Source organism: Aquabacter sp. (genome assembly GCF_965279295.1).
In the GTDB taxonomy this organism is placed as follows: domain Bacteria; phylum Pseudomonadota; class Alphaproteobacteria; order Rhizobiales; family Xanthobacteraceae; genus Aquabacter.
In genome coordinates this window covers 245,365-271,214 of record NZ_CBDIHQ010000016.1, presented here as the reverse complement: position 1 = coordinate 271,214, position 25,850 = coordinate 245,365, and the positions used below count along the sequence as shown (strand labels likewise).

The 25,850-nt window shown below is 64.3% G+C and carries 22 protein-coding genes and 4 tRNA genes; 11 read left to right on the top strand and 15 right to left on the bottom strand.

Going from position 1 to position 25,850, the window contains the following annotated elements:
• Positions 1–89 precede the first annotated feature (89 nt).
• The 11 genes from rpoB to ADADO0_RS13620 form a co-directional block, all read right to left on the bottom strand.
• Positions 90–4,226, bottom strand: a complete 4,137-nt coding sequence (rpoB, locus tag ADADO0_RS13670) for a DNA-directed RNA polymerase subunit beta (protein WP_511305698.1) — start codon at positions 4,224–4,226, stop codon at positions 90–92.
• A gap of 237 nt (positions 4,227–4,463) precedes the next feature.
• Positions 4,464–4,835: a 50S ribosomal protein L7/L12 gene (gene rplL, locus ADADO0_RS13665; RefSeq protein ID WP_511305697.1), complete on the bottom strand. Its 372-nt coding sequence runs from the start codon at positions 4,833–4,835 to the stop codon at positions 4,464–4,466.
• Positions 4,836–4,886: 51 nt separating this feature from the next.
• Positions 4,887–5,405 carry a 50S ribosomal protein L10 gene (rplJ, locus tag ADADO0_RS13660; RefSeq protein ID WP_511305696.1) on the bottom strand — a complete coding sequence of 173 codons (519 nt, stop codon included), beginning with the start codon at positions 5,403–5,405 and terminating at the stop codon, positions 4,887–4,889.
• 635 nt (positions 5,406–6,040) lie between these two features.
• The gene (gene rplA / locus ADADO0_RS13655; protein WP_511305695.1) at positions 6,041–6,748 is read right to left on the bottom strand and encodes a 50S ribosomal protein L1; all 708 of its coding nucleotides are present in this window, start codon (positions 6,746–6,748) and stop codon (positions 6,041–6,043) included.
• Positions 6,749–6,753: 5 nt separating this feature from the next.
• Positions 6,754–7,203, bottom strand: coding sequence for a 50S ribosomal protein L11 (gene rplK / locus ADADO0_RS13650; RefSeq protein ID WP_511305694.1), 450 nt, complete (start codon positions 7,201–7,203; stop codon positions 6,754–6,756).
• Between the two features lie 435 nt (positions 7,204–7,638).
• Positions 7,639–8,169, bottom strand: a complete 531-nt coding sequence (gene nusG, locus ADADO0_RS13645) for a transcription termination/antitermination protein NusG (RefSeq protein ID WP_511305693.1) — start codon at positions 8,167–8,169, stop codon at positions 7,639–7,641.
• Positions 8,170–8,177: 8 nt separating this feature from the next.
• Positions 8,178–8,375, bottom strand: a complete 198-nt coding sequence (gene secE / locus ADADO0_RS13640; RefSeq protein WP_511305692.1) for a preprotein translocase subunit SecE — start codon at positions 8,373–8,375, stop codon at positions 8,178–8,180.
• Between the two features lie 172 nt (positions 8,376–8,547).
• Positions 8,548–8,624 (bottom strand) — tRNA-Trp (locus ADADO0_RS13635).
• Positions 8,625–8,834: 210 nt separating this feature from the next.
• The gene (gene tuf, locus ADADO0_RS13630; RefSeq protein ID WP_511305691.1) at positions 8,835–10,025 is read right to left on the bottom strand and encodes an elongation factor Tu; all 1,191 of its coding nucleotides are present in this window, start codon (positions 10,023–10,025) and stop codon (positions 8,835–8,837) included.
• A 166-nt stretch (positions 10,026–10,191) separates the two neighbouring features.
• A tRNA-Gly gene (locus tag ADADO0_RS13625) sits at positions 10,192–10,265 on the bottom strand.
• Positions 10,266–10,321: 56 nt separating this feature from the next.
• Positions 10,322–10,406 (bottom strand) — tRNA-Tyr (locus ADADO0_RS13620).
• Positions 10,407–10,642: 236 nt separating this feature from the next.
• Between ADADO0_RS13620 and ADADO0_RS13615 the strand changes: the two genes are divergently transcribed.
• From ADADO0_RS13615 to ADADO0_RS13600, 4 genes are all read left to right on the top strand, one after another.
• On the top strand, positions 10,643–11,449 hold the full coding sequence (locus tag ADADO0_RS13615) for a molybdate ABC transporter substrate-binding protein (protein WP_511305690.1): 807 nt from the start codon (positions 10,643–10,645) through the stop codon (positions 11,447–11,449).
• Between the two features lie 75 nt (positions 11,450–11,524).
• The gene (gene rlmB, locus ADADO0_RS13610; RefSeq protein WP_511305689.1) at positions 11,525–12,376 is read left to right on the top strand and encodes a 23S rRNA (guanosine(2251)-2'-O)-methyltransferase RlmB; all 852 of its coding nucleotides are present in this window, start codon (positions 11,525–11,527) and stop codon (positions 12,374–12,376) included.
• 424 nt (positions 12,377–12,800) lie between these two features.
• On the top strand, positions 12,801–14,474 hold the full coding sequence (locus ADADO0_RS13605; protein ID WP_511305688.1) for an MFS transporter: 1,674 nt from the start codon (positions 12,801–12,803) through the stop codon (positions 14,472–14,474).
• 177 nt (positions 14,475–14,651) lie between these two features.
• A tRNA-Thr gene (locus tag ADADO0_RS13600) sits at positions 14,652–14,726 on the top strand.
• Between the two features lie 170 nt (positions 14,727–14,896).
• Here the strand turns inward: ADADO0_RS13600 and ADADO0_RS13595 are convergent.
• Positions 14,897–15,481: a GIY-YIG nuclease family protein gene (locus ADADO0_RS13595; RefSeq protein ID WP_511305687.1), complete on the bottom strand. Its 585-nt coding sequence runs from the start codon at positions 15,479–15,481 to the stop codon at positions 14,897–14,899.
• 365 nt (positions 15,482–15,846) lie between these two features.
• Positions 15,847–16,644, bottom strand: a complete 798-nt coding sequence (thiM, locus tag ADADO0_RS13590) for a hydroxyethylthiazole kinase (protein WP_511305686.1) — start codon at positions 16,642–16,644, stop codon at positions 15,847–15,849.
• A gap of 129 nt (positions 16,645–16,773) precedes the next feature.
• On the opposite strand from thiM, the gene ADADO0_RS13585 reads away from it, so the two are divergent.
• On the top strand, positions 16,774–17,271 hold the full coding sequence (locus ADADO0_RS13585; RefSeq protein ID WP_511305685.1) for a DUF2165 family protein: 498 nt from the start codon (positions 16,774–16,776) through the stop codon (positions 17,269–17,271).
• A gap of 22 nt (positions 17,272–17,293) precedes the next feature.
• Here ADADO0_RS13585 and mdoH read toward each other — a convergent pair whose 3' ends face one another.
• On the bottom strand, positions 17,294–19,090 hold the full coding sequence (mdoH, locus tag ADADO0_RS13580; protein WP_511305684.1) for a glucans biosynthesis glucosyltransferase MdoH: 1,797 nt from the start codon (positions 19,088–19,090) through the stop codon (positions 17,294–17,296).
• 77 nt (positions 19,091–19,167) lie between these two features.
• Here mdoH and ADADO0_RS13575 point away from each other — a divergent pair, with 77 nt between their 5' ends.
• Genes ADADO0_RS13575 through ADADO0_RS13560 form a run of 4 tightly spaced genes read left to right on the top strand, consistent with a single transcriptional unit; the run spans position 19,168 to position 22,593 of the window.
• Positions 19,168–20,190: a zinc-dependent alcohol dehydrogenase gene (locus ADADO0_RS13575; protein WP_511305683.1), complete on the top strand. Its 1,023-nt coding sequence runs from the start codon at positions 19,168–19,170 to the stop codon at positions 20,188–20,190.
• Between the two features lie 59 nt (positions 20,191–20,249).
• A complete protein-coding gene (locus tag ADADO0_RS13570; RefSeq protein WP_511305682.1) occupies positions 20,250–20,645 on the top strand; it encodes a 6-pyruvoyl trahydropterin synthase family protein in 396 nt (131 codons plus the stop codon).
• Positions 20,645–21,751: a glycosyltransferase family 4 protein gene (locus ADADO0_RS13565; protein ID WP_511305681.1), complete on the top strand. Its 1,107-nt coding sequence runs from the start codon at positions 20,645–20,647 to the stop codon at positions 21,749–21,751. The genes ADADO0_RS13570 and ADADO0_RS13565 overlap by 1 nt, the downstream gene beginning before the upstream one ends.
• Entirely contained in the window at positions 21,748–22,593 is an 846-nt protein-coding gene (locus ADADO0_RS13560; protein WP_511305680.1) for a class I SAM-dependent methyltransferase, read from the top strand. The genes ADADO0_RS13565 and ADADO0_RS13560 overlap by 4 nt, the downstream gene beginning before the upstream one ends.
• A gap of 344 nt (positions 22,594–22,937) precedes the next feature.
• On the opposite strand, the gene ADADO0_RS13555 is transcribed toward ADADO0_RS13560, so the two are convergent.
• Complete coding sequence (locus ADADO0_RS13555) at positions 22,938–23,615, bottom strand: RibD family protein (RefSeq protein ID WP_511305679.1); 678 nt, start codon at positions 23,613–23,615, stop codon at positions 22,938–22,940.
• Positions 23,616–23,845: 230 nt separating this feature from the next.
• Here ADADO0_RS13555 and ribA point away from each other — a divergent pair, with 230 nt between their 5' ends.
• Together ribA and ADADO0_RS13545 are read left to right on the top strand one after the other, a co-directional pair.
• Positions 23,846–24,967 (top strand): GTP cyclohydrolase II RibA, encoded by a 1,122-nt coding sequence (ribA, locus tag ADADO0_RS13550; protein ID WP_511305678.1) that lies wholly within the window; start codon positions 23,846–23,848, stop codon positions 24,965–24,967.
• 119 nt (positions 24,968–25,086) lie between these two features.
• Positions 25,087–25,833 (top strand): SDR family oxidoreductase, encoded by a 747-nt coding sequence (locus tag ADADO0_RS13545; RefSeq protein WP_511305677.1) that lies wholly within the window; start codon positions 25,087–25,089, stop codon positions 25,831–25,833.
• Positions 25,834–25,850 lie beyond the last annotated feature (17 nt).

Below are 25,850 nucleotides of genomic sequence, written 5' to 3'. Positions count from 1 at the left end.
TCATGCCGCTGAGGGGTACCGGCCGGAAAATTCACAAGCGCAGCGGCGAAGACGGAGGCACAGAGCCTCCGTCCTTAAAAAGCGAGGCCTTACTCGGCCGCGGGCAGGTTTTCGCGGGTGCCGGGGCTGACATTGCGCCCGGTCTTGGAATTGAGCAGCTCGACGTTGAGGCCGAGCGAGCGCATTTCCTTCACCAGCACGTTGAAGCTCTCGGGGATGCCGCTCTCGAACGTATCCTCGCCGCGCACGATGGACTCGTAGACCTTGGTGCGGCCGGCGACGTCATCCGACTTAACGGTGAGCATCTCCTGCAGCGTGTAGGCCGCGCCGTAAGCTTCCAGCGCCCACACTTCCATTTCGCCGAAGCGCTGGCCGCCGAACTGCGCCTTGCCACCCAGCGGCTGCTGGGTCACGAGCGAGTAGGGACCGATGGAACGGGCGTGGATCTTGTCGTCCACCAGATGGTGCAGCTTCAGCATGTAGATGTAGCCGACCGTGACCTTACGATCGAACGGCTCGCCGGTGCGTCCGTCGAACAGCGTCGACTGGCCAGACCGGTCGAGACCGGCCTTTTCCAGTTCGATTTCGATATCCGCCTCGTGCGCCCCGTCGAACACAGGGGTGGCCATCGGCACGCCCTTGCGTAGGTTCTCGCTCAGCTCGAGGATTTCGTCGTCCTTGAGCGGGTCGATCTCTTCCTTGCTGTAGATGTTCACGAGAGTGGCACGCAAAGGACCCTGGTCCTTATTGTTCTTCCCGTAATACGCCTCCATGGCCGCAGCGACCTGACGCCCGAGACCCGCGCACGCCCACCCAAGGTGGGTCTCGAGGATCTGGCCGACGTTCATGCGGCTCGGCACGCCGAGCGGGTTCAGCACGATGTCGACATTGGTGCCGTCCTCGAGGAACGGCATGTCTTCCACCGGCACGATGCGCGAGACCACGCCCTTGTTGCCATGGCGGCCGGCCATCTTGTCGCCCGGCTGGATCTTGCGCTTCACCGCGACGAAGACCTTGACCATCTTCATCACGCCCGGGGGCAGTTCGTCGCCGCGCTGCAGCTTCTCGACCTTGTCGAGAAACCGCTGCTCAAGCCGCTTCTTGGCTTCGTCGTACTGGGCGCGAATGGCCTCGATCTCGCTCATGAGCGCATCGTCGGCCACCGCGAACAGCCACCACTGCGAGCGCGGGTAATCCCCGAACATCGCCCGGGTGATCTCGGTGTCCTTCTTGAAGCCCTTCGGGCCCGCGATCGCGACCTTGCCGTCCAGCAGTTCGGTCAGGCGGCCGTAGACGTTGCGGTCCAGGATCGCCTGCTCGTCGTCGCGATCCTTGGCGAGACGCTCGATTTCCTCGCGCTCGATCGCCAGGGCACGCTCGTCCTTGTCGACGCCGTGGCGGTTGAACACGCGCACTTCGACGATCGTGCCCGTCGTGCCCGGGGGCAGGCGGAGCGAGGTGTCGCGCACGTCGGCGGCCTTCTCACCGAAGATGGCGCGCAGAAGCTTTTCTTCCGGCGTCATCGGGCTTTCGCCCTTGGGGGTGATCTTGCCGACCAGAATGTCGCCGGCGCGCACTTCCGCGCCGATGTAGACGATGCCGGCTTCGTCGAGATTCTTCAGCGCCTCTTCCGAGACGTTGGGAATATCGCGGGTGATTTCCTCAGGCCCGAGCTTCGTGTCGCGCGCCATGGCCTCGAATTCCTCGATGTGGATCGAGGTGAACACGTCTTCCTTGACGATGTTCTCCGAGAGCAGGATCGAGTCTTCGAAGTTGTAGCCATTCCACGGCATGAACGCGACGAGCACGTTCCGGCCAAGGGCCAACTCGCCGAGTTCGGTCGAGGGACCGTCAGCGATGATGTCGCCCTTGCGCACAATGTCGCCCACGCGCACCAGCGGACGCTGGTTGATGCAGGTCGACTGGTTGGAACGCTGGAACTTCATCAGGCGGTAGATGTCGACGCCGGACTTGGACGGGTCGCTCTCTTCCGTGGCGCGGATAACGATACGGGTGGCGTCCACCTGGTCGATCACGCCGGTGCGGCGGGCCGCGATGGCGGCGCCGGAATCCCGGGCCACGATGGCTTCCATGCCGGTGCCGACGAGCGGCGCCTGGGAGCGGACCAGCGGCACCGCCTGGCGCTGCATGTTCGAGCCCATGAGCGCGCGGTTCGCGTCGTCGTTCTCAAGGAACGGGATCAGCGCGGCGGCGACCGAGACAAGCTGCTTCGGCGACACGTCCATGAAGTCGACGCGGTCGGGCGAGACCAGGAGGACGTCGCCGGCATGCCGGCAGACGATCAGGTCTTCCTCGAAGCGGTTGTTGGCGTCGAGCGGGATGTTGGCCTGCGCGACGTGATACTTCCCCTCCTCCATAGCGGAGAGATAGACCACCTCGTCGGTGACATGCCCGTCCACCACCTTACGGTAGGGAGTCTCGATGAAGCCGTACTTGTTCACGCGGGCGAAGGTCGCCAGCGAGTTGATGAGGCCGATATTCGGGCCTTCCGGCGTCTCGATGGGGCAGATGCGGCCGTAATGGGTCGGGTGCACGTCGCGCACTTCGAAGCCGGCCCGCTCGCGGGTGAGGCCGCCCGGGCCAAGCGCCGAAAGGCGGCGCTTGTGGGTGATCTCGGAGAGCGGGTTGGTCTGATCCATGAACTGCGAGAGCTGGGACGAGCCGAAGAACTCGCGCACAGCCGCCGCAACCGGCTTCGCATTGATCAGGTCCTGCGGCATCACGGTATCGATGTCGACGGAGGACATGCGCTCCTTGATGGCGCGCTCCATGCGGAGCAGGCCGACGCGATACTGATTTTCCATCAGTTCGCCCACCGAACGCACGCGGCGATTGCCGAGATGGTCGATGTCGTCGATCTCGCCCTTGCCGTCGCGCAGTTCCACCAGGGTCCGGATGACCGCCAGGATGTCCTCGCGGCGCAGCGTGCGCACGGTGTCCTCGGCGTCGAGGTCGAGGCGCATGTTCATCTTCACGCGGCCGACCGCGGACAGGTCGTAACGCTCGCTGTCGAAGAACAGCGAGTGGAACATGGCCTGGGCCGAATCGATGGTCGGCGGCTCGCCGGGACGCATCACGCGGTAGATGTCGAACAGCGCATCCTCGCGCGCCACGTTCTTGTCGACGGCGAGCGTGTTGCGGATGTAGGCGCCGGTGTTGACGTGGTCGATGTCGAGGATCGGGATGTCGTTGTAGCCGGCTTCTTCAAGTAGCTTCAGCGTCTTCTCGGTGATCTCGTCGCCGGCCTCGGCGTTGATCTCGCCGGTGGCGACATCGACCAGATCTTCCGCGATATACTGGCCGACCATCTCCTCGTCGGAAATCTTCAGGGCCTTCAGGCCCTTCTCGGCGAGCTGGCGCGCGGCGCGCACGGTCAGCTTCTTGCCCGCTTCCACGACCACTTCGCCGGTGTCGGCGTCGATCATGTCGGAGACGGCCTTGTAGCCCTTCATCCGCTTGGGATCGAACGGCATCCGCCAGCCGTCCTTGCCACGGCTGTAAGGGATCTTGTTGTAGAAGGTGTCGAGGATTTCCTCGGCATTCAGGCCCAGCGCATAGAGCAGGCTCGTCACCGGGATCTTACGGCGACGGTCGATGCGGGCGAACACGATGTCCTTGGCGTCGAACTCGATGTCGAGCCAGGACCCGCGATAGGGGATGATCCGCGCCGCGAACAGCAGCTTGCCGGACGAATGGGTCTTGCCCTTGTCGTGGTCGAAGAACACGCCCGGCGAGCGGTGCATCTGCGAGACGATCACGCGCTCCGTGCCGTTGACGATGAACGTGCCGTTCATTGTCATCAGCGGGATGTCGCCCGTGTAGACGTCCTGCTCCTTGATGTCCTTGACGGACTTCGCGCCGGTGTCCGGATCCACATCGAACACGATCAGACGCAGCGTGACCTTCAGCGGGGCAGCGAAGGTCATTCCGCGCTGGCGGCACTCGTCAACGTCATACTTCGGCGGCTCGAACTCGTAGCGCACAAACTCCAGCATGGCGGCGCCGGAGAAATCTGAAATCGGGAATACCGACTTGAACACCGCCTGGAGCCCGTCGTCGGCGCGCCCGCCATTCGGCTCGGCGATCTGCAGGAACTGGTCGTAGGATGCCTTCTGAACCTCAATGAGGTTCGGCATCTCCGCGACTTCCTTGATCTTGCCGAAGAATTTGCGGATACGCTTGCGACCGGTGAACGTCTGCGCCATCTCGATCCTCGTCCGTCCTGGTTCCTTGGGCCCGGTCCTCCGCTAGGAAGGGATCCGCACCGGCCCGTGAACCCATCACCGCTACAGCGGAAAGGTGGGGGCGTGACGCCATCCCTTTCCGCACCGAAACGGCTCGCCGGGCAGCCCGACAAGGCTGCCTGGAGAACCGTCTTTATTCCCCGTTGAAACGAGGGTGAGCGGCCCCGGAGAACTCCGGAGCCGCTCGTATTCAAAAGCTCACTTAAGCTCGACCTTGGCGCCAGCCTTCTCGAGCTGGGCCTTGAGCTTCTCGGCTTCGTCCTTGGTCACGCCTTCCTTGACGGCCTTGGGAGCGGCTTCAACGAGATCCTTGGCTTCCTTGAGGCCCAGGCCGGTGATGGCGCGGACTTCCTTGATGACCTCGATCTTCTTGTCGCCGGCGGCCGCGAGGACCACGGTGAACTCAGTCTGCTCTTCCACAGCGGCAGCAGCTGCGGCGGGAGCGGCCGAAACCGCAACGGCGGCAGCGGCGGAAACGCCCCACTTCTCTTCGAGGAGCTTGGCAAGCTCGGAAGCCTCGAGGACGGTGAGGGAGGACAGCTCGTCAACGAGCTTGGTCAGATCAGCCATTGTATGTTCCTAAGATAGGTTCGATTTTCAGGATTGCGAGATCCAACCGCCTCACGCGGCCTCGTCCTGGTTGGCATAGGCCCCGAACACGCGGGCGAGCTTCGCCGCCGGCGCGGTGGTGAGCTGGGCGATCTTGGTCGCCGGGGCCTGAATCAGGCCGATCAGCTTCGCACGCAGTTCATCCAGGGACGGCATGGTGGCCAGAGCCTTCACACCATCAACATTGAGGGCCGTCTTGCCCATCGCTCCGCCAAGAATGACGAACTTGTCGTTCGCCTTGGCAAAATCGACGGCAACTTTCGGCGCCGCCACCGGATCGTTTGAATAAGCGATCACGGTGGGTCCCTTCAGAAGGGACGCCACATGGGCGACGTCGGAGCCTTCCAGAGCGATTTTGGCGAGGCGGTTTTTAGCCACCTTCACGGTCGCACCGCTGGCCTTCATCTGCCGACGCAACTTCGACATCTGGGCCACGGTGAGGCCGGAATAGTGGGCCACCACGACGACGGAGGTGTTCTGAAACACGTCCGTAAGCGTCGTGACGAGCTGCTTTTTTTCCGCTCGATCCACGTCTGGCTCTCTTTAAGCCTGTGGTGGAACCAAAGAGTGGCTCCACCGGTTGCACCTTGCCGTACGTCCGCTTCCGGACCGTCCACAAAGGGACATGCCGAAGCGCGAGAACGCGCGACGCTCACATGCCCTGTCCCCTCGGGATCCGGGTCACCGGCCACAAGGTGCTGGTTCGAACCGATCTTGGCAGCGACGCTTGCGCGCCGCCTGAAAATCCGGTCTTCCCCGTCTATGCTGGCCCTCCAAAGGCCGCCTCGGGCGAGGCGGGTGGCGAGGATTAAGCCATGCACGGGGCATGGCGCCTGCAGTCTCGGACAGGACTCAGTTCGCCACGCCTGCCGGTCGAAACCGGAATTTGAGACGAACTTAAAGGCCGGGTGGGCGAACCCTCCCAGCCCCTCCAACGCTGTCTCCAGCGTGGAAGCCTAAAATTCCCGCCCGCGTTTCCGCAGAACAGGAACGGGTTCTATAGAGGGTGAAGGGCGCGATGTCACGCCCTTTCCTTAACTTCTCCACTTGGAAGCAGCCGAGATCCCGGCATCCGCCGGCAATCAGGCCGATATCCCATGTGGCTCAGCGTGACCGGACATGAAAATGGCCGGGCAGTGCCCGGCCATATCTCACCGAATCGGCGATCACGCGGTCACGGTACCCAGCACGGAAGCCGGTTCCACCTTGATGCCGGGGCCCATGGTGGAGGACACCGCGACGCGCTGCACATAGGTGCCCTTCGCGCCGGTCGGACGCGCCCGGACCACGGCGTCGACGAACGCGCGGATGTTTTCCGCAAGCTTGTCGGCCGGGAACGAGGCCTTGCCGATGCCGCCGTGGATAATGCCGGCCTTCTCGACGCGGAATTCCACCGCGCCGCCCTTGGCGGCGGCGACAGCACCCTTCACGTCCATGGTCACGGTACCGACCTTCGGGTTCGGCATCAGGCCGCGCGGGCCGAGTATCTTGCCGAGACGCCCGACGAGGGGCATCAGGTCAGGGGTCGCGATGCAGCGATCGAAGTCGATGGTGCCGCCCTGGATGCTCTCCAGGAGGTCCTCGGCTCCGACGATGTCCGCGCCGGCCGCCTTGGCTTCATCAGCCTTGGCGCCACGGGCGAAAACCGCAACCCGCACGGTACGGCCGGAGCCGTTGGGCAGGTTGCACACGCCGCGGACCATCTGGTCGGCGTGGCGCGGATCGACGCCGAGATTCACCGCAACTTCGATGGTCTCGTCGAATTTGGCCGTGGCCCGCTCCTTCAGGAGCGAAAGGGCCTCGTCCAGCGGATAGAGCTTCAGGCGGTCGACGCCTTCGTTTGCTGCGCGGATGCGCTTGCCTTGGTTCGCCATCGTGCTCACCCCTGAACCTGGAGGCCCATGGACCGGGCCGAGCCTTCGAGCATGCGCACCGCCGCTTCGACGGTATCGCAGTTCAGATCCTTCATCTTCTTCTCGGCGATGTCAGCAAGCTGCGCCTGGGTCACCTTGCCGGCGAAGCCACCCTTACCGGGGGTCTTCGAGCCGGAGCCGGGCTTCTTCTTCGTCTCGAGGCCGGCGGCCTTCTTGAGGAAGTAGGAGACCGGGGGGGTCTTGAGTTCAAAGGTGAAGGAGCGGTCCTGGTAGACCGTGATGACGACGGGGATGGGCATCCCCTTCTCTTCCTTCTGCGTGGCGGCATTGAACGCCTTGCAGAACTCCATGATGTTCAGACCGCGCTGGCCGAGCGCGGGGCCGATCGGCGGCGCCGGATTGGCGCTGCCAGCTGCGACCTGCAGCTTGATGTAGCCGGTGATTTTCTTCGCCATATCTAACTCCCAAAATAATGGCCGACCGCCCGCTCGCTGAGCAGGGCAAATCGGCCTGGGTCCGTGGTGCGGATCTCAGGGGCGTTGGCGAGACGCTCCGTCACCTCCCACGTTCTGCCTTCGCAAGCTTGCCCGCGAAGGTCGTCTCCCGAAACGCGAGGCGCTTCGGGAGGGCGTTCACTTAATTGATAAAGGACAGAGAGGCAAGGGTGCCCTGCCCTCTCTTGTCCCGGACCAGCGAAGCCAAAGGCTGAGCGCAGATCCGGGATCCAGCGCAAAGCGCCGCCGAAGGCGCTTCACTTCATTTCCGACGCCACGCGGCGGAAATGCTCTTTTACGCTGGTCGCGAATTGACTGCTGCGCAGAACTTCTGCGCTGGGTCCCGGATCTGCGCTTCGGCTACGCCGTCGCTGGTCCGGGACAACACTATGTCCCTCAAACCTTCTCCACCTGGCCGAACTCCAGTTCGACAGGCGTGGCGCGGCCGAAGATCGAGACCGCGACCTTGAGGCGGGAACGGGCCTCGTCGACTTCTTCGACGATGCCGTTGAACGAGGCGAACGGGCCGTCCGCCACCTTGACCGTCTCGCCCACTTCGTAGGTGATCGACGGCTTGGGGCGCTCGATGCCCTCCTGCACCTGTTGCAGGATGCGCATGGCCTCGTTCTCGGAGATCGGCATGGGCTTGTTGTCGGCGCCCAGGAAGCCGGTCACCTTCGGGGTGTTCTTGATGAGATGAAACGCCTCGTCGGTGAGGTCCATCTTCACCAGCACGTAGCCTGGAAAGAATTTCCGCTCGGCGTCCACCTTCCGGCCACGACGAATTTCCACCACCTTTTCGGTGGGCACGAGAATCTGCTCGAACAGATCGCCGAGGCCGCGCTGGTCGGCCTGCTCGCGGATCGATTCCGATACCTTCTTCTCGAAGTTGGAATAGGCGTGGACGATGTACCAGCGTTTCGCCATGGCGTTTCTCAATGACCTATACGGAGAATCTGGCTGACGCCGAACTGCATCACCTGATCGGAAACCAGGAAAAACAGCGAAGCCATGAGCACCATCAGGAACACCATGCCGGTGGTGATGAGCGTCTCACGCCGGGTCGGCCACGTAACCTTCGCGGTCTCGTTGCGGACCTGCTGGAAGAATTCGACGGGACTGATCTTCGCCATATCGCCTCGGCTCCGGCCGGCTGACGCCCGCGTTTGCCTTCTCCTCGGTTACGGCGCGCCGACGAAGCGGAGCTTCGCAAACGACCGTCATGAAACTCTGCCGCGCGCCGACGGCGCCAGCGGCTTGTAAATCGTCGGGGACGTTTCGCCGTCCGCCTTACCCTCGGTGTGCTGGCAGGAGTGGAGGGACTCGAACCCCCAACCCCCGGTTTTGGAGACCGGTGCTCTAACCAGTTGAGCTACACTCCTACTGCCTGAGCACTCGAGGGTGTGCGCCCTCGCGCCGGAAAAATCGATCCAGCGCGTCGGGAACGTGTGTCTAGTCAGCGAAAGAGAAACTGTAAAGGGGCACTTCGCGCTTTCCCCAGACCAAGGCGAGGGTCCTTCGAACGGACCTCTTTTTGAAAAGCAACGGGCCGGCACAAGGCCGGCCCGCCAATCAACCCCAAAGGGGTGTGATCACTCGATGATGGATGCGACGACGCCTGCACCGACGGTGCGGCCGCCTTCACGGATGGCGAAGCGCAGCTTCTCCTCCATGGCGATCGGCACGATCAGCGCCACGTCCATCGACACGTTGTCTCCGGGCATCACCATTTCGGTGCCCTCGGGCAGTGTGCAGATGCCGGTCACGTCCGTTGTCCGGAAGTAGAACTGGGGACGGTAGTTGGTGAAGAACGGCGTATGACGGCCGCCTTCTTCCTTGGTCAGGATGTAGGCTTCGGCCTTGAACTTGGTGTGTGGCTTCACCGTACCCGGCTTGCACACGACCTGGCCGCGTTCCACGTCCTCGCGCTTGGTGCCGCGCAGCAGCACGCCGACGTTATCGCCGGCCTGGCCCTGGTCGAGCAGCTTGCGGAACATTTCCACGCCGGTGACGGTGGTCTTCACTGTCGGGCGGATGCCGACGATTTCGACTTCTTCACCCACCTTGACGATGCCGCGCTCGACGCGGCCGGTCACCACGGTGCCGCGGCCCGAGATCGAGAACACGTCTTCGATCGGCATCAGGAACGGCAGGTCGATCGGCCGCTCGGGCTGCGGGATGTAGGCGTCGACCGCTTCCATCAGCTTCAGCACGGCGTCGTGGCCGAGTTCCGGGGACTTGTTCTCGAGCGCCATCAGCGCCGAGCCGTGGATGATCGGGATATCGTCGCCCGGGAAGTCGTACTTGGAGAGCAGCTCGCGCACTTCCATTTCGACCAGTTCGAGCAGTTCCGGATCGTCGACCATGTCGCACTTGTTCAGGAACACCACCAGCGCCGGCACGCCGACCTGGCGGGCCAGCAGGATGTGCTCGCGGGTCTGCGGCATCGGGCCGTCGGCGGCCGAAACCACCAGGATCGCGCCGTCCATCTGCGCCGCGCCGGTGATCATGTTCTTCACATAATCCGCATGGCCTGGGCAGTCGACGTGGGCGTAGTGGCGGTTCTTGGTCTCGTATTCGACGTGCGCCGTCGAGATCGTGATGCCACGCGCCTTCTCTTCAGGCGCCTTGTCGATCTGGTCATACGCCGTGAACGTCGCCCCACCGGACTCCGCAAGGACCTTCGTGATCGCAGCCGTCAAAGACGTCTTGCCATGGTCGACGTGACCAATCGTCCCGATGTTGCAGTGCGGCTTGTTGCGTTCAAATTTTGCTTTGCCCATCGTTCTCTCTCGGTATCCTGGCTGAGATCAGTCCACGGCTCGCCCCGAGGGGCGGAAAAAAAGACGCCGTGGGATAGGGGGTTTCCGCCCGAACCGCAAGAGCAGCGGTGTAGGGAAGCGGTGTTCGGCGAGGTCACGGGTGCCGGTTTGGGAGCCGTAAGGACGCTGGAGCGGGTGAAGGGAATCGAACCCTCGTCATCAGCTTGGAAGGCTGTTGCTCTACCATTGAGCTACACCCGCATTGAGCGACCTGCGCGCCGCGGCCGGGCCGCAGCTTGTAGCACTTGAACGACGGGTGGTGGAGGGGGTTGGATTTGAACCAACGTAGGCAGAGCCAACGGATTTACAGTCCGTCCCCTTTAACCACTCGGGCACCCCTCCACTGTCAGCCCGTCATCCAAAGGCCAAGGCACCAGCACCGCGAAGGTGTGGCGGCCCGGTTCGACCCAGGCGCCTCAAGGAGCGGTTTTATGTGGAAGCGGTTCGATGAAGTCAACCGGAAATGAACGCGCCGCACAGGCCGGCCAAACCGGCGTCGCAAACCGTTGCTACCGTAGCGGCAGACCCGCCACACCCCTATGATGCCTGCCGACGCTCGCAGCCCGGAAGTCGCAACCATGCCCACGATCATGCTCCGTAGCACGCCCCGGACCTTGCAGGCCCGCCGCCTTGTTGGCGCACTTCTCGCAACCTTGGTGGGCGTATCCATGGGCGTATCCGCCGTGGGTGCCGCCGAGATCAAGGTGCTGACCACGGGCGCGTTCAAGCCGGTGGCGGCGGAGATGGCGAGCAAGTTCGAGGCCGCGACCGGCACCAAGGTGACGGTCGAGAACGACACCGCCGGCGCGCTGACCCGCAAGATCGAGGCAGGTGCAGCGTTCGACGTGGTGATTCTCACCCCCGGCGCCCTCGCCGCCTTCGTGCGCGATGGAAAAGTGGCGCCTCCGGTGATGGAGTTGGCGCGGGTCGCCATCGGCGTGGCGGTGAAAGAAGGCGCACCCCAGCCGGACATATCGAGCGTCGACGCCTTCAAGCGCACGCTGCTGGCGGCGAACAAGGTGGCGATGATCGATCCAGCCTCCGGTGGCTCCAGCGGCATTTATCTTGAGAAGCTGTTCGAGCGCATGGGGATAGCCGACGAGATGAAGCGCAAGGCTGTGCTCGTCCCCGGCGGGCTGGTGGCGACGCGCGTGGTCTCCGGCGAGGCGGACATCGCCATCCACCAGATCAGCGAAATCCTCGCCGTGAAGGGAGCGGTGCTGGTGGGCCCACTGCCGCGCGAGATCCAGAATGAGACGATCTATGCCGGGGCGCTTTCCAACACGACCCGCGAGGACGCGGCCGGCCGTTTCCTGAAGCTGCTGGCCGGCCCGGAGGCGGGCCCGGTGCTCGAAGCCAAGGGCATGTTGCCGCCTGCGCGCTGATTCCGCGCTCTGATTCGCCGGCGGTTCCCTTCAGCGCCCTTGCGTGGCGCGTCCCGCTCTGACAATTGCTGTGGCATGTCCGAGCCTCCGCACCGTTCTCCCCGCCCCGGTTCCCGCCGCCCCTTCGACAAGGGGGCCCCGAAGGGAGGCCCGCGTCCGTTCCCCGGGCAGGGCCGTAAGACCGGGCGCCCGCCGGCATGGGAAGGCGAGGACGATGTTGCCCTGCTCTACGGCTGGCACACGGTCTCCGAGGCGCTGCGCAATCCCAAGCGCCGCTTCCGCCGCATCATGGCCACCGAGAACGGCCTGAACCGCCTGTCGGAGGAAGGCATTACCCTTCCGATCGAGCCGGAAATGGTCCGCCCCTCGGAAATCGACAAGCTGCTGGGCCCGGACGCGGTGCACCAGGGCCTGCTCGCGCAAAGCGACCACCTGCCCTCCCCGCATTTGTCGAAAGTTGCCAAGCACGAACTCGTCCTGGTGCTCGACCAGATCACCGACCCGCACAATGTGGGTGCGATCGTCCGCTCCGCCGCAGCGTTCGGCGTCGGCGCCATCGTCACGACGGCGCGGCACAGCCCGGTGGCCACCGGCGTGCTCGCCAAGAGCGCCTCGGGCGGCCTGGAGCACGTCCCCTTCTGCCTGGTCACGAATCTCGCGCGCGCCCTGACCGAGTTGAAGGACAACGGCATGCTGGTGATCGGCCTCGACAGCGAGGGTTCGGCCGAGATCGAGGACACGCCTATGCGCGCGCCGCTGGCACTTGTGCTGGGCGCGGAGGGCAAGGGCCTGCGCCAGCTCACCCGCGAAACCTGCGACGTGCTGGCCCGCATCGACCTGCCGGGGGTCATCAAGAGCCTCAACGTCTCCAACGCGGCGGCGCTTTCGCTTGGAATCGCCCGTCGCGCCCTGAAGCGTGGCAGTTGAAGTCGCATTAAGGCTTCTTCGCGACTGCACAAATACAGTTTGCAGTGCGCAAGAAATGCTGAAAATGCGCGCGGATTTTGAAAACTCTCTTTTCGTACAAGGACTTGATTTGCGCCGCCGCCCCTCCACTGGGCGGTGTCGCGCAAGATAAAACCGTGTCCAACTAAGACCTTTTACCAATCGAAACTTCGGCGAAATCCAGCCATTCTTGTGGCAAGGCGCAACAAGCGTCCGGTTCGATTCATCCGTGCGTCAAGACACGGACAGATAAGACCGTTGGAGGAAGCCCCAGGTCTCAGCGCGCTCATTGGCGCGGGCCACGGATCACATCCCCATCTGGTTGCATCAGTCGCCGGTGCGCGCGACCGAAATTGCCTGCCCGTGCTTGCGGCGGGAGGCTGAGTTTTTTGGGGAGGAGTAATCCATGGCAGTAACGACCCCGGGCAGAGCCGCATCGACGGCGCCCATGACGAAAGAAGAGAGGAAGGTGATTATCGCCTCCTCCGCCGGCACCGTTTTCGAGTGGTATGACTTTTATCTGGCCGGCTCGCTTGCCGCCAACATCGCCCAGACCTTCGTGCCCGGCACCAACGACACCGCGAAGTTCATCTTCGTGCTGTTCGGCTTCGCCGCCGGCTTCGCGGTTCGCCCGTTCGGCGCGCTGTTCTTCGGCCGCCTCGGCGACCTCATCGGCCGCAAGTACACCTTCCTCGTGACCATGACGCTCATGGGCATCGCCACCTTCGTGGTCGGCCTGCTGCCGAGCTATGAGAGCATCGGCTATCTCGCGCCCACGGCCTTCATCATCTGCCGCCTGCTCCAGGGCCTTGCGCTGGGTGGTGAATACGGCGGCGCCGCGACCTATGTGGCCGAGCACGCGCCCCACGGCCGCCGCGGCTTCTACACCTCGTGGATCCAGACCACCGCCACGGTCGGCCTGTTCCTCTCGCTGCTGGTCATCCTGACCCTGCGCCTCACCATGACGCCCGAAGACTTCGCGTCTTACGGCTGGCGCATTCCGTTCCTGCTCTCGATCATCCTGCTCGGCTTCTCGATCTGGATCCGCCTGCAGCTCAGCGAGTCGCCCGCGTTCCAGAAGATGAAGGCCGAGGGCTCGCGCTCGAAGGCCCCTCTCAAGGAAGCGTTCGGCCGTTGGGACAATGCCAAGATCGCCCTGATCGCGCTGTTCGGCGGCACCGCCGGCCAGGCCGTGGTCTGGTATTGCGGCCAGTTCTACGCGCTGTTCTTCCTCACCCAGACCCTGAAGATCGACGGCACGACGGCGAACCTCGCCATCGCCTTCGCCCTGCTGCTGGGCACGCCGTTCTTCATCTTCTTCGGCTGGTTCTCCGACAAGATCGGCCGCAAGCCGATCCTGCTGTTCGGCTGCTTCATCGCTGCCGTCACCTACTTCCCGCTGTTCCACATGATCGCCGAACTGGGCAATCCCAAGCTGCTCGCCGCCACCGAGCAGGTGAAGATCCAGGTCTCCGCCGATCCCGCGAACTGCGGCATGCTGTTCGACCCGGTCGGCGTGCGCGTGTTCACCAAGCCCTGCGACGTGGTCCGCCGGACGCTTGCCACCAACTCCATGCACTATGACCTCGTGAAGGGCCCGGCCGGCGCGCCGCTCACGGCGACCGTCAACGGCACTGCGGTGGTGATCGCGGACCAGGACAAGGCGTCCGCGCCGATCGTCGCGGCCGCCCAGGCCGCCGGCTATCCCAAGGCGGGTGATGCCACCATCCTGAAGCAGCCGGGTGTCGGCGCCATGCTGACGGATTCCCGCTCGCTCAAGCTGGTGGGCGTGCTCTTCATCCTCGTCCTGTACGTGACGATGGTGTACGGCCCGATCGCCGCCCTACTGGTGGAACTGTTCCCCACCCGCATCCGCTACACCGGCATGTCGCTGCCTTACCACATCGGCAACGGCTGGTTCGGCGGCTTCCTGCCCCCGACCGCCTTCGCGATCGTGGCGGCCTCCGGCAACATCTTCGCCGGCCTCTGGTACCCGATCGTCATCGCCGTGATGACGCTGATCATCGGCTTCTTCCTCCTTCCGGAGACCAAGGACCGCGATCTCGACAACTGGCACTGACGCCTGCGGCGGGCGTCTTCGCCCGCCACTCAGACACCGGACGGCCCCGCATTGCGGGGCCGTTTGCGTTTGATCCGGCGGGATGCGGCACTGCGCCCCCGCCGTCTCTGCAAGGTCGATTGAACATCGCACCGCGACGCATTAAAAGCGTCCACGCGGCCCATCAGCGCCCAAAGTGCCGGATTAGCTCAGCGGTAGAGCAGCGGTTTTGTAAACCGAAGGTCGGGGGTTCAATCCCCTCATCCGGCACCATCCCAAAATCGCGGTACTAAAGCAGCTTCAGCCGCCCAAGTGAGAGACGCCCTGCGCTCTTGGTCTCGGAAGGCGGCTGGCGACGCAATCCTGAAAGAGTGAACTGCGTGGTACAGCGCCGCAGGAAAGTTTGGTAAAGCCTCTATAAGGGACGCCATCGTGCGGCAAGGTCAATTGGGATCGTATTGATCGACCAGAACTGCCTTACCTAAATCTCCGCCTCGCGAATTGAAACGTGGCGCGAATCCTTCGATCAAAATTGCTTCAAAAGATGCTAACAATTGATTCAGTGTGCTGTCAGAAAGACTTTGAAATGACCATTCTGGCTCCAAACGATCCTTCTCTACGGCAGTCTTGAGTGCAATTTTATCTTTACCTAAAAATCCGAACCATGAAAAAATTGACCAGCCATTTCTATATATTCCGTGACTATGTGCATTAAGTCGATTGCCAATTGATTGTCCGCCCGCCGCATTTTTACGAGTGAGTCCCGCTTGGCCTGCATAAACAGGATTTAGGCTATCATCGTACAGTATATAGACTCCCTTCTGCTTCCAAAAATTCATTTGAACTGTAGCTGCATCGAAATCCCTGCTGGTCTTGCCTTTCCCCATCCATCCCTGAGGTTGGCCTAATAATTGGGACTCGCCCCACTTTACAGCAGCTTTTCTCCAATAGAGGCCGTAGAACTTAATGAAACCAGCGTCTGAGAGGATTGGCTCTCGGGCCAGTGCTTCTTCGTCTAAATCACTCATGTGAACGCCCCCGTGACTGCAGCCGATGATGCACCTTGCGTATACCGATTCAACTGCGATTTGCGGAGGTCGCGGGACGCCATCGTGCGGGCTTCGCATTTTTTCCAGCATTCAGCCCCCACGGCGCCTCCCAAACCGCGGCGGTCTCGCGGCATGCGGAGGCCCTAGGAGCCGCGCCTGTTCCAAGCGGGAAGTCGGTGTTTTCTGCGTGGGTCTGCCCTTGCCGGTGCCTGCCCCGGTGCTTGGCAGCACGCCTCTGAGTCATGCCCTGGACCAACTCGCCTTCCAGTCCCAGACAATCCCCCCATCTGGCACCAAAAACCTTCATGCAACGCGCTCGGGGCGCGGGAGCTGAACTATCGGCCCTACAACGCCTCGACGCGCGCGGCGGACTCCAAATCTGACGGGCTGACCTGCGCAAGCGCGTCGAGGAATTGCCACGCGAATGAGCCCGGTCCTTCGGATTTGGGATGCGCGCGCTCACCGGCGATGCTGAACATGGTCAGTGCGGCGATGGCGGCCTCGAAAGGCTGGGTCGGCGCCACCGCCACGAATGCTCCGACGAGACACGTGAGAGAGCATCCGAGCGCAGTGACACGCGGCATCAGAGGGGAGCCGCCGCGAATGCGTACAGCCCGCGCCCCATCGGTCACGAAGTCGACCTCCCCGGTCACGGCAACGACCGCTCCATGCACGCGCGCCAGGTCCGTGGCGGCCGCTTCGGCCAGCGACACGGCATCCCCACTGTCCACGCCCCGGCCGGACATGGAGCCACCGGCAAGCGCGATGATCTCAGACGCATTGGCCCGGATAATGGTGGGGCGAAGGGACAGCAATTCGGCCACGGCCGCACGGCGAAAGCGCGTCGCGAAGTGCGCGACAGGATCGAGCACCCAGGGCTTGCCGATGGCATTGGCAGCCTCTGCCGCCTCCCGCATGCCCGACAGCCAATCTGGAGATAAGGTGCCGATATTGACGGTGAGCGCACCGGATATGGCGACGAACTCGCGCGTTTCGGCGGAGGAATGGACCATCGCAGGCGATGCCCCCGCCGCCAAAACCACGTTCGCCGCGATGTTCATCGCGACGTAATTGGTGATGCAGTGAACCAGAGGCTGGTCGGTGCGAAGTTTGGCGAGAAGATCTGAGCTGGTGATCATCATGAGCCGTTCCCACTGAGGCTTGATCGAGGGCCAACCACGTTGAAGCCGATTAAAGTCACGCCCCTTCCCCTACCCCGGGATTTGGTCTAGCGGTGGCAAATAATCGGCGCTCAACCGAAGGGGGCACCAATGGTTGTCGTTCGTTTATGCAAGGTCGCACTTGTGGCTTCCATTGCTTTCTTTTTCACGCTTGTGACGTTCGGCAACATCACCGAATATGACAGCAATTGGCAGTTCGTCGTTCACACCCTGTCGATGGACACGACCTTTGCAAACTCTTCCCTGCACTGGCGGGCCATCACAAACCCCAATTTACAGAAGATCGCTTACTGGCTTATAATTGCCATTGAGCTTGCCACCACTGTGATATTGTGGATAGGCGTGGCCCGGCTGCTTAAGAATATTCGCTCGCCGGATTTTGCGCCCGCGAAAAGCCTTGCCGTGGCAGGTTTGACGCTGGGATTGCTGCTTTACGTGGTGGGCTTCATCGTCGTGGGCGCTGAATGGTTCGTAATGTGGCAGTCTCCCGCGTGGAATGGGCAGACCAAAGCGTTCGGCTTCATCATGATGATCTCGGTGGTGCTGATCTTTCTTCACCTACCGGATGGCGAGCATCCCGCATCATAGCGAGCCTCAGGCAGCGCAGCCCTCAAGCCGCCCGGTCCAGGCCAGCCGTCTTCTCCGGGCGGAGGCGGCGCAGCACTGCCGGGGGGGTGTGCTCCTCGGGGGTGGCGCACAGGCCGTGGCGGACCAGAAACGCACCCAGGCGCGGATCGGCGGTCCACACGGCGAACGGGATGGCGAGCCAACAGCCGGCGATCAATGGCACCACCCAGGCCAGCAGGGCCGGCGCCAGAGCCAGGAGCAATCCCGCCACCAGCACGCCATAGGCGCTCGGCAGCAGCATCGCCCGCGCCGCCATGCGCCAGGGCACGCGATGGGCATCGCGCGCCTGTCCGCCCCATTGCCCGGTCACGCGGCCGAGCAGAAGGCGGACGAGCACGCCGGTGGTGGCAAGCGCGCTGATCGCGCTGAGCAAAAAGGAGAAGGCCAGTTCGATCACGGATGAGATGGCAAAGCGCCGTGCCCCGCCATAGCGCGCCACCCCGCCCGGCGTCAGCGCCACATCGAGATATCCCGCCAGCTTCGGCGCCAGGCACAGCAGCAGCAATGCGAGGTAGAGACCGATCGCCAGCGGCGCACTCCCCTCAGGCATGCCGGAGGCGGCGAACGGCAGAACCAGAAGCGCCAGCGGCAGGGCCGGAACACTCAGGAACATCAGCACCGCCCAAGCGAGCTGGAACCGTCCCATGGCATGTAAGCCGGGCAGGTTCAGCAGCTTGAGATATTGCAGATTGCCATGACACCAGCGGGCGTCGCGGGCGAGGAAATCCGGCAGGGTCGGCGGGTTCTCCTCGAAGCTCTCGCTTTCCACCGGCACCACCCGCACCTCATAGCCGGCGCGGCGCATCAGCACCGCCTCCACCTGATCGTGCGAGAGGATCTGCCCGCCCAGCGGCGGCTCTCCCGGCAGCAGGGGCAGGTCGCAATGGGCGCGGAACGGCGCGATGCGGATCAGCGCATTGTGGCCCCAGAACGGCCCGCAATCCCCAGCCCACCATGTGCCGCCCAGCGTGTAGCAGCGCATGCCGGCGCGCATGCCGAACTGGAACATGCGCGCGAAGCCGCTGGCGCTGGGAAGGCCGACCACCAGGCTCTGGAGAATGCCGATGCGCGGCTCGCCCTGCATCGTGCGCACCATGTGCAGGATGGTCGCGGCGCCCATCAGGCTGTCGGCGTCCAGCGGCAGCATGAATTCGTAATGCGCGCCCCAATGGCCGCAGAAATCCCGGACATTCCCGGCCTTGAAGCCGGCATTGTCGGGGCGGCGCCGATAGATAATGCCGCGTGCGCCCGCTTCCGCCCGCCAACGGGAGACCGCAGCCTCCTCGGCCGCGGCCACCTCGGGGTGCGACGTGTCGCTCAAAAGGAAATAATCGAACTGTCCGCCATAGGGCGTGCGATCAAGCTCCGCCTTGACCGCACGAAGACGTGACACGGCGCGTTCGGGATCTTCATTGCGGAGCGTCATAAGAATTGCGCTACGCACCAGCACCGGACCCTCGCCGTCGCCCGCCGTCAAAAACGGCGCGGCGGCCGCGACACCGGAACGGGTGCGGTGGAGCAGAACGAGGCCGATCAGCGAATTCCAGAAACCGATCGCATTCCATGGCGTTATGGCCACGACACAAAGGCACAGGATGATCCGCGAAACGCTCCACCCGCCCGCTGATGCCAGACTTGCCGCCGCCACCGCGACGGCAATGAGGGTGGCAAGGTTGAGCGCCAGCATCAGAATGCGCCGGCGCCGGAGCCGGCGCGCCTCCGAAGAGGGAACATCGGGGTCGTGAGGAACAAGCAAAACCGGATTGATGCGCAGCGTCATGAAGGCTCCGTCCCCCTGGGGGCGGAGGGGACGTTAAGTCAGTGGGCCGCGAAGGCGGCAATCACGAGGCCGGGACCATGAACATGCCCACCGTGGCAAAACGCCACGCCAAAGCGTCAGAACACGAGGCCACCGCCGCTGCGCTGTGGTACGTGGCGCCGCGCACCGCGCAGCTTGAGGTCGAGCCTTTGGCGCGACCTGGGGAAGGCGATGTGCTCGTCCGCAGCTCCTGGAGCGCCATCAGCCGGGGCACCGAGCGGCTGGTCTATGCCGGCCTGTCGGACCCCGCGCATCGCGAGCGCATGCGCTCGCCCATGCAGGTGGGGGATTTCCCGTTCCCGGTGAAATACGGCTATTGCAGCGTCGGCCGGGTTGAGGCGGGCGATGCCACGCTGATCGGGCGCGAGGTGTTTGTGCTGCATCCGCATCAGGATCTGTTCGTGGTGCCGGCGAATGCCGTTGCGGTGATCCCGACTGGCATTCCGGCGCGCCGCGCCACCCTCGCTGCAAACATGGAAACCGCCCTGAATGCGCTGTGGGATTCCGGCGCCGGGGCGGGAGACCGCATCGCCGTGGTGGGCGCGGGGCTGATCGGGCTGCTGATTACCTACCTCGCCGCCCGCCTGCCCGGCGCGGAGGTCACGGTGCTCGATCCCAACCCGGCGCGCCGTGCCCTGGTGGAAAGCTTCGGCGCCCGCTTCAGCGAAGGCGCGCAACAGGGGAAGGAAGCCGACGTGGTGTTCCACGCCAGCGCCACCGCCCAGGGATTGGAAACCGCGCTTGCCTGCTGCGGCACCGAGGCGAGCCTCGTGGAAGTGAGTTGGTATGGCGACGAAGCGGTGATGGTCGGCCTCGGCGGCCCGTTTCACTGCAAGCGCCTGCGCCTGATTTCCTCGCAGGTCGGCGCCCTCCCCCCATCGCGCCGACCGCGCTGGACCCATCGCCGGCGGCTGCTGAAGGCATTGGACCTGCTGCGCGACGAACGGCTGGATGCCCTCATCACATCCGAAGTTCCGTTCGCAGAACTCCCCGATGTGCTCGGCGGCATCCTCGACGGCATCGCGGCTGACGTCGCCACCGTGGTGCGCTATCCATCTTGAAGTCTTAAAATCTTGAAATCTTGAAATCTTGGTCCGGAAATCTGGACACCGGGGGTCCTATGTACGCGGTCGAAGTGCGCGATCACATCATGATCGCCCATAGTTTCAGGGGCGCCATGTTCGGCCCCGCGCAGGCGCTGCACGGCGCGACCTTCGTGGTCGACGTGGCCTTTCTTGCCCCGGACCTCAATGCCGATGGCGTGGTGGTGGATATCGGCCGCGCCCATGAGGTGCTGAAGGAGATCCTCGCACCGCTCGCCTATCGCAACCTCGACGAGGTGCCGGAATTCGCGGGCAGCAACACCACCACCGAAGTCCTGTGCCGCCATATCTTCGATCGCATGGCGGATGCCGCGCGCACCGGCGGACTGGGGCCGGACCGTCCCGCCCGCCTCAAGGTGACGCTGCACGAATCCCATGTCGCGCGCGCCTGGTACGAGAGCGATATCGCTTGATGACGCGGATGTATCTCGCCTTCCCCGGCGACCTCCAAACGCCCACCGGCGGCTATGCCTACGACCGGCAGGTGCTTGCCCATCTGCCCCAGCACGGCATCGCCGCCAAACCGCTTCCCCTGCCCGGCGGCTTCCCGTTCCCGAGCGCGCAAGCGGTGAATGACGCCATTGGTGTGCTGGAGGGCACGGACCCGTCAGCGATCCTCCTGGTGGATGGCCTTGCCCTTGGTGCCCTGCCGGCCGACCGGACAGACAAGATCAGGGGCCGGCTGGTCGCCCTCATCCACCATCCCCTGGGCCTGGAAGAAGGGCTTCACACCGCCGACAGGCAAAAGCTGCTGGCAAGCGAGCGGGCGATCCTCGGGATGGGGTGCCCCATCATCACGACCAGCCACCCCACAGCCCGCACCCTGGTGGCGGATTTCGGCGTAGACCCCGCGCGCATCACCGTCGCGGAGCCTGGAACTGAGCCGTTGCCGCGTGCCCGCGCCGACGGCAACCCGCCGCGCCTGCTGGCTGTGGGGAGTGTCATTCCCCGGAAGGGTTATCCCATTCTGATCGCGGCGCTGAGCGCCTTGAGCGACCTACCGTGGACCCTCACCATCATTGGCGGGCTCGATTTCGACCCCGAGGAGGCCCATCAGGTCCGCGATCGGATCGCCGCCGCCGGCCTGTCCCAGCGCATCAAGCTGTTCGGTGCGGCCACGCCCGAGCAACTTGCGCGCGCTTATGAAAGCGCCGACCTGTTCGTTCATCCCTCGCTCTATGAGGGCTATGGCATGGTGCTCGCCGAAGCTTTGCGGCGGGGCCTCCCGCTGGTCTGCACCACCGGCGGGGCTGCCGGCGAGACGGTGCCTGAGGGCGCCGGCGTGAAAGTACCGCCGGGCGATGCGGCGGCGCTCCAAGGCGCGCTGCGCGGCCTGTTGAGCGATGCGGACGCGCGCCGTCGATTGGCGGATGCGGCATTCGCGGCGGGACGGAGGCTTCCCTCATGGTCGCACACCGCGCGGGGCATCGCGCATGTGCTGAAGGCCATGGGCGAGCGAGACCAGGGGACTGCCGGGCGAACCGAAGCGGCCGCCGGGCGTGCAGAGGTGGTGGCATGACCGGCTTTTCCGCCCACTGGCTCGCCCTTCGTGAACCCGCCGACATCCGCGCCCGCAATTCGGACCTGGCGGACCGCGCTGGGCGCCTTCTGGCGGGACGTGACAGCGTGGGGATCGTCGATCTCGGCGCCGGCACGGGATCGAACCTGCGCGCCTCAGCCCATTTGTTCGGCCCGGTTCAGCACTGGCGCCTACTCGATTACGACCCCGCACTTCTGGCGCAGGCCCGCATCGCCCTCGCCGCCTGGGCGGACGAGAGTGCGGCGGACGGCGAAAGCCTGAAGCTTGTGCACGAAGGCCGCCGGATCAGCGTCGATTTCGCAGAGGCGGATCTCTCGTGTTCGCTGGCGGAAATCGGCCGTTCCGCGCCCGATCTGGTCACAGCCTCGGCGTTCTTCGATCTTGTCTCGCAAGGCTTCATCGACGGATTCGCCGAGGAGGTGGCGAGGCTCGGCGCCGTGTTCTTCACCGTGCTCAGCTGCGATGGCCGCGATCATTGGGTGCCGGAACATGCCGCCGACGCGGCGATTGCCGCCGCGTTCCGCGCCGATCAGGCAAAGGACAAGGGCTTTGGCCCGGCGCTCGGCAATGCCTGTTCCGACCGCCTGGAGGCCGCCTTTCACGCCCTCGGCTACCAGAGCGCCCGCGCCGACAGCCCGTGGCAGGTCGGCCCCGATCGCGCCGGCCTCCTTGAAGCCCTCGCGCTCGGGACAGCCAATGCGGCGGTGGAAAGCGGGCAGATCAGCCCGGAAGTCGCCGCCTCATGGGCAAGCGGCAAGACCGTCTGCACCATCGGCCACACGGATTTTCTGGCATGGCCCTTGGGCACGGAGCTTTCCTGACTGCCTCATTCCCTCTCTCGCTTGCGGGGGAGGGGGTCGGGAGGGGATTGGAGTGGGATTGGTGGTGCTTCTCGAATGACAGCGCCATGCCCACTCTCCCCGACGGGGAGAGGGCTGGGGTGAGGGGGGGAACCCTTTCCAGTCCTGAAATGTCGGAGCCGCCTCACCCGGCCGCTTCGCAGCCGACCTCTCCCCCTTGGGGCGAGGTGAAAACTGCCCAGCCTCTGCGCCTAACGAATTGCGATGCTTCCTGAGTGCTTGAGAGGTCCGTTTCGCAAAGGTCGTGCAGGCGGCAGAGGGAGTCGCCGCGCATAACGCGACAGCCCCGATCCCACCGAACGGCCTCAGTTCCCAACTAACACGCCATCACCCACCGGCATTTCCGCCGCCAACGCGCCCCTGCGCATGTCGCAGGCGAACAGCACGTCGCCGTCCGGAAACACCGTGACCTCACTGGCCGGGCGAAGCGCATCCCCCAGCCGGGCTATGGGGCGAAGATCAAGCCCGGTTCGGCCCGACCCGAGGATCACCGGCGAGACCAGAATATGCAGGCAATCCACCGCATCGGCATCGAGGAACGCCGCCAGCGTCGCCGGCCCGCCCTCCACCAGGATGCGGTGCAAGCCGGCGGCCTTAAGCGCCGCGAGGATGGCATGGGGCGGAAGGCGCCCATCGGATGTCGGGGCGATGCCAAGGGTTTCCACGCCGGGCACTGAAGCCCCTTCCGCCCCGGCGCGCCGCAGCACGATCCGGCGCGTTCCGTCCTCCTGAAGGCATCGCGCCCCGGCATCCAGGCGGCCCGAGGGATCGATGACGACCCGGACAGGGTTTCGCCCCGGCACACGGCGAACGTTCAGCAGCGGGTCATCCGCCAGCACCGTTCCGATCCCCACCACCACCGCATCGGCCGCCGCACGCAGATGGTGCAAATGATCCAATGCGCACGCCCCGCTGATGTATTTGGACTCCCCCGATAAGGTGGCGACGCGCCCATCAAGCGACTGGCCCAATTGGCCGATCACAAGCGAGCGATCCGCAAATCCAAAATGCCCCCCTCTCTCGTATAACGGCGTGGAGTACGGCATAGACTTAGCCTTCAGCTTCCATTTGGGTCATCGTTGGAACGGGTGGACGTTTCGGCCGTTTGTCACGCGTGTCTGCTTCAGGTGTATGGGGATGTCACAAGCCGATGACCAAAGGCTTGAATATCCCTGTGGCACCGCACAAGTAAAAATCGTTTGGTGAGGTTTGAATGTCTCTCGAGCGGCCCAGCATCCGGCATACATTAGGTCCCGACGAGCGCGCCGGCCATACAGCGGTGGAACGCGCCATATCGGAACTGCGTTCCGGCCGTCCCGTCATGCTCAAGGCGGGAACCGAACGGGCGCTCGTCCTCGGCGCCGAAGCCCTTGATCCCGAGACCGCGGCTGCCCTCGCCGCCGCGGCCCCCCTGCGCGGTCGGCTGGCGCTTCCCGCGCCCCGCCTCACCCATCTCGGTGCGCCGCGCACACTGCCCGGCACGATCGCCCTTCCCGGCTTCGACATTGATCGCGTTGACATGCTCGCCATGCGGGTTGATCAACGTGTTGACGGTCCTATTACAAGCGCAGATCCACTCGACATCGGCGCCCTAGAACTGCTTCGCCTCGCCCTCGTGCTGCCCGCCGCCGTGATCGCGCCTGTGGACGGAGAGGTCGCGGATGCCCTGCACGTTGAGGTCTGCGACATCCTCGCCCACAGGGGTCGGCAGGTAAAAGCGATGCGCATGGTCGGCCGCGCCCCGGTGCCCCTCGAAGGCGCACCGGAAACCGAATTCGTCGTATTCCGAGGCGGAGAAGGCCTGCGGGATCAAGTGGCTATCATCGTTGGGCAGCCCGATCTGTCGGGCTCGGTTCCGGTGCGGCTGCACTCAGCCTGCCTGACCGGCGACCTGTTCGGCAGCCTGAAATGCGACTGCGGCGACCAGCTCCGTGACACCGTCCAGCGCATGGCAAAGGGCGAAGGTGGCGTGCTGCTCTATCTCGACCAGGAAGGGCGCGGCAACGGCATCGCCAACAAAATGCGCGCCTACAAACTCCAGTCCCAAGGCTACGACACCTACGACGCCGACGAGGTTCTTGGCTTCGGCCTGGACCAGCGGCGCTTTGATTTTGCTGCGGAAATGCTCCGGCAACTGGGGATTACCTCGGTGCAGCTCATCACCAATAACCCGCTGAAAATCGCCGCACTCAAGGCGGCGGGCCTTGATGTCGCGGCCGAACAGCGCGTGCTTGGCCGACCGACCCAGGAAAACGTGCGCTATCTCGCCTCAAAGCGCGACCGCGCCGGCCACCACATCGATTTCGACGCCCTGACCGCCCGCGCCTCCGAATAAAAAACGTCCCGTAAAGCCTTACCCCGACACAGCTCTTTCGCCCCGCCCCGCTTCTCGGCTACAGCGTTCTCAAGCCGGCCCGGCGAGGCGGCGAGCGAACAAGGTCGGGAGAAGACGCTATGGAAACCCCTCGGATCGCGATCGTCACCGGCGCCGGCAGCGGCATCGGGCGCGCCGTTGCGCTGGCGCTGGCCGAAGCAGGATATGCGGTGGCACTGGCCGGGCGCCGCAAAGATGCCCTCGACACGACGGCCGCGGCCGGCAAAGGCACGTTCCTGCCGGTCGCCACCGACGTGACCGACCCCGCCTCGGTTAAGGCCTTGTTTCAGGCTGTAAAAGACCGTTTTGGGCGGCTCGACGTGCTGTTCAACAATGCCGGCACCGGCGCACGCGCCGTCCCCATGGACGAACTGAGCTACGAGGAGTGGCGGCGAGTGGTCGACACCAACCTCACCGGCCCCTTCCTATGCACGCAGGAAGCCATGCGCATCATGAAGGACCAGTCCCCGCGCGGCGGTCGCATCATCAACAACGGCTCCGTCTCGGCCACCGCGCCCCGGCCCTGGTCCGCGCCATACACCTCCACCAAGCACGCCATCACCGGCCTCACCAAATCCACCTCGCTGGATGGCCGCGCCTATGACATCGCCTGCGGGCAGATCGACATCGGCAATGCCGACACCGAAATGGCCCAGCGGATGAAGGCAGGGGTGCCCCAGGCCGACCTCTCCATTAAGATCGAGCCGGTCATGGACGCCAAGCATGTGGCGGATGCGGTGGTCTACATGGCTGGCCTGCCGCTGTCAGCGAACGTGCAATTCATGACGGTCATGGCCACCAAGATGCCATTGGTCGGGCGCGGCTGATCGCGGCGCGGGCGACA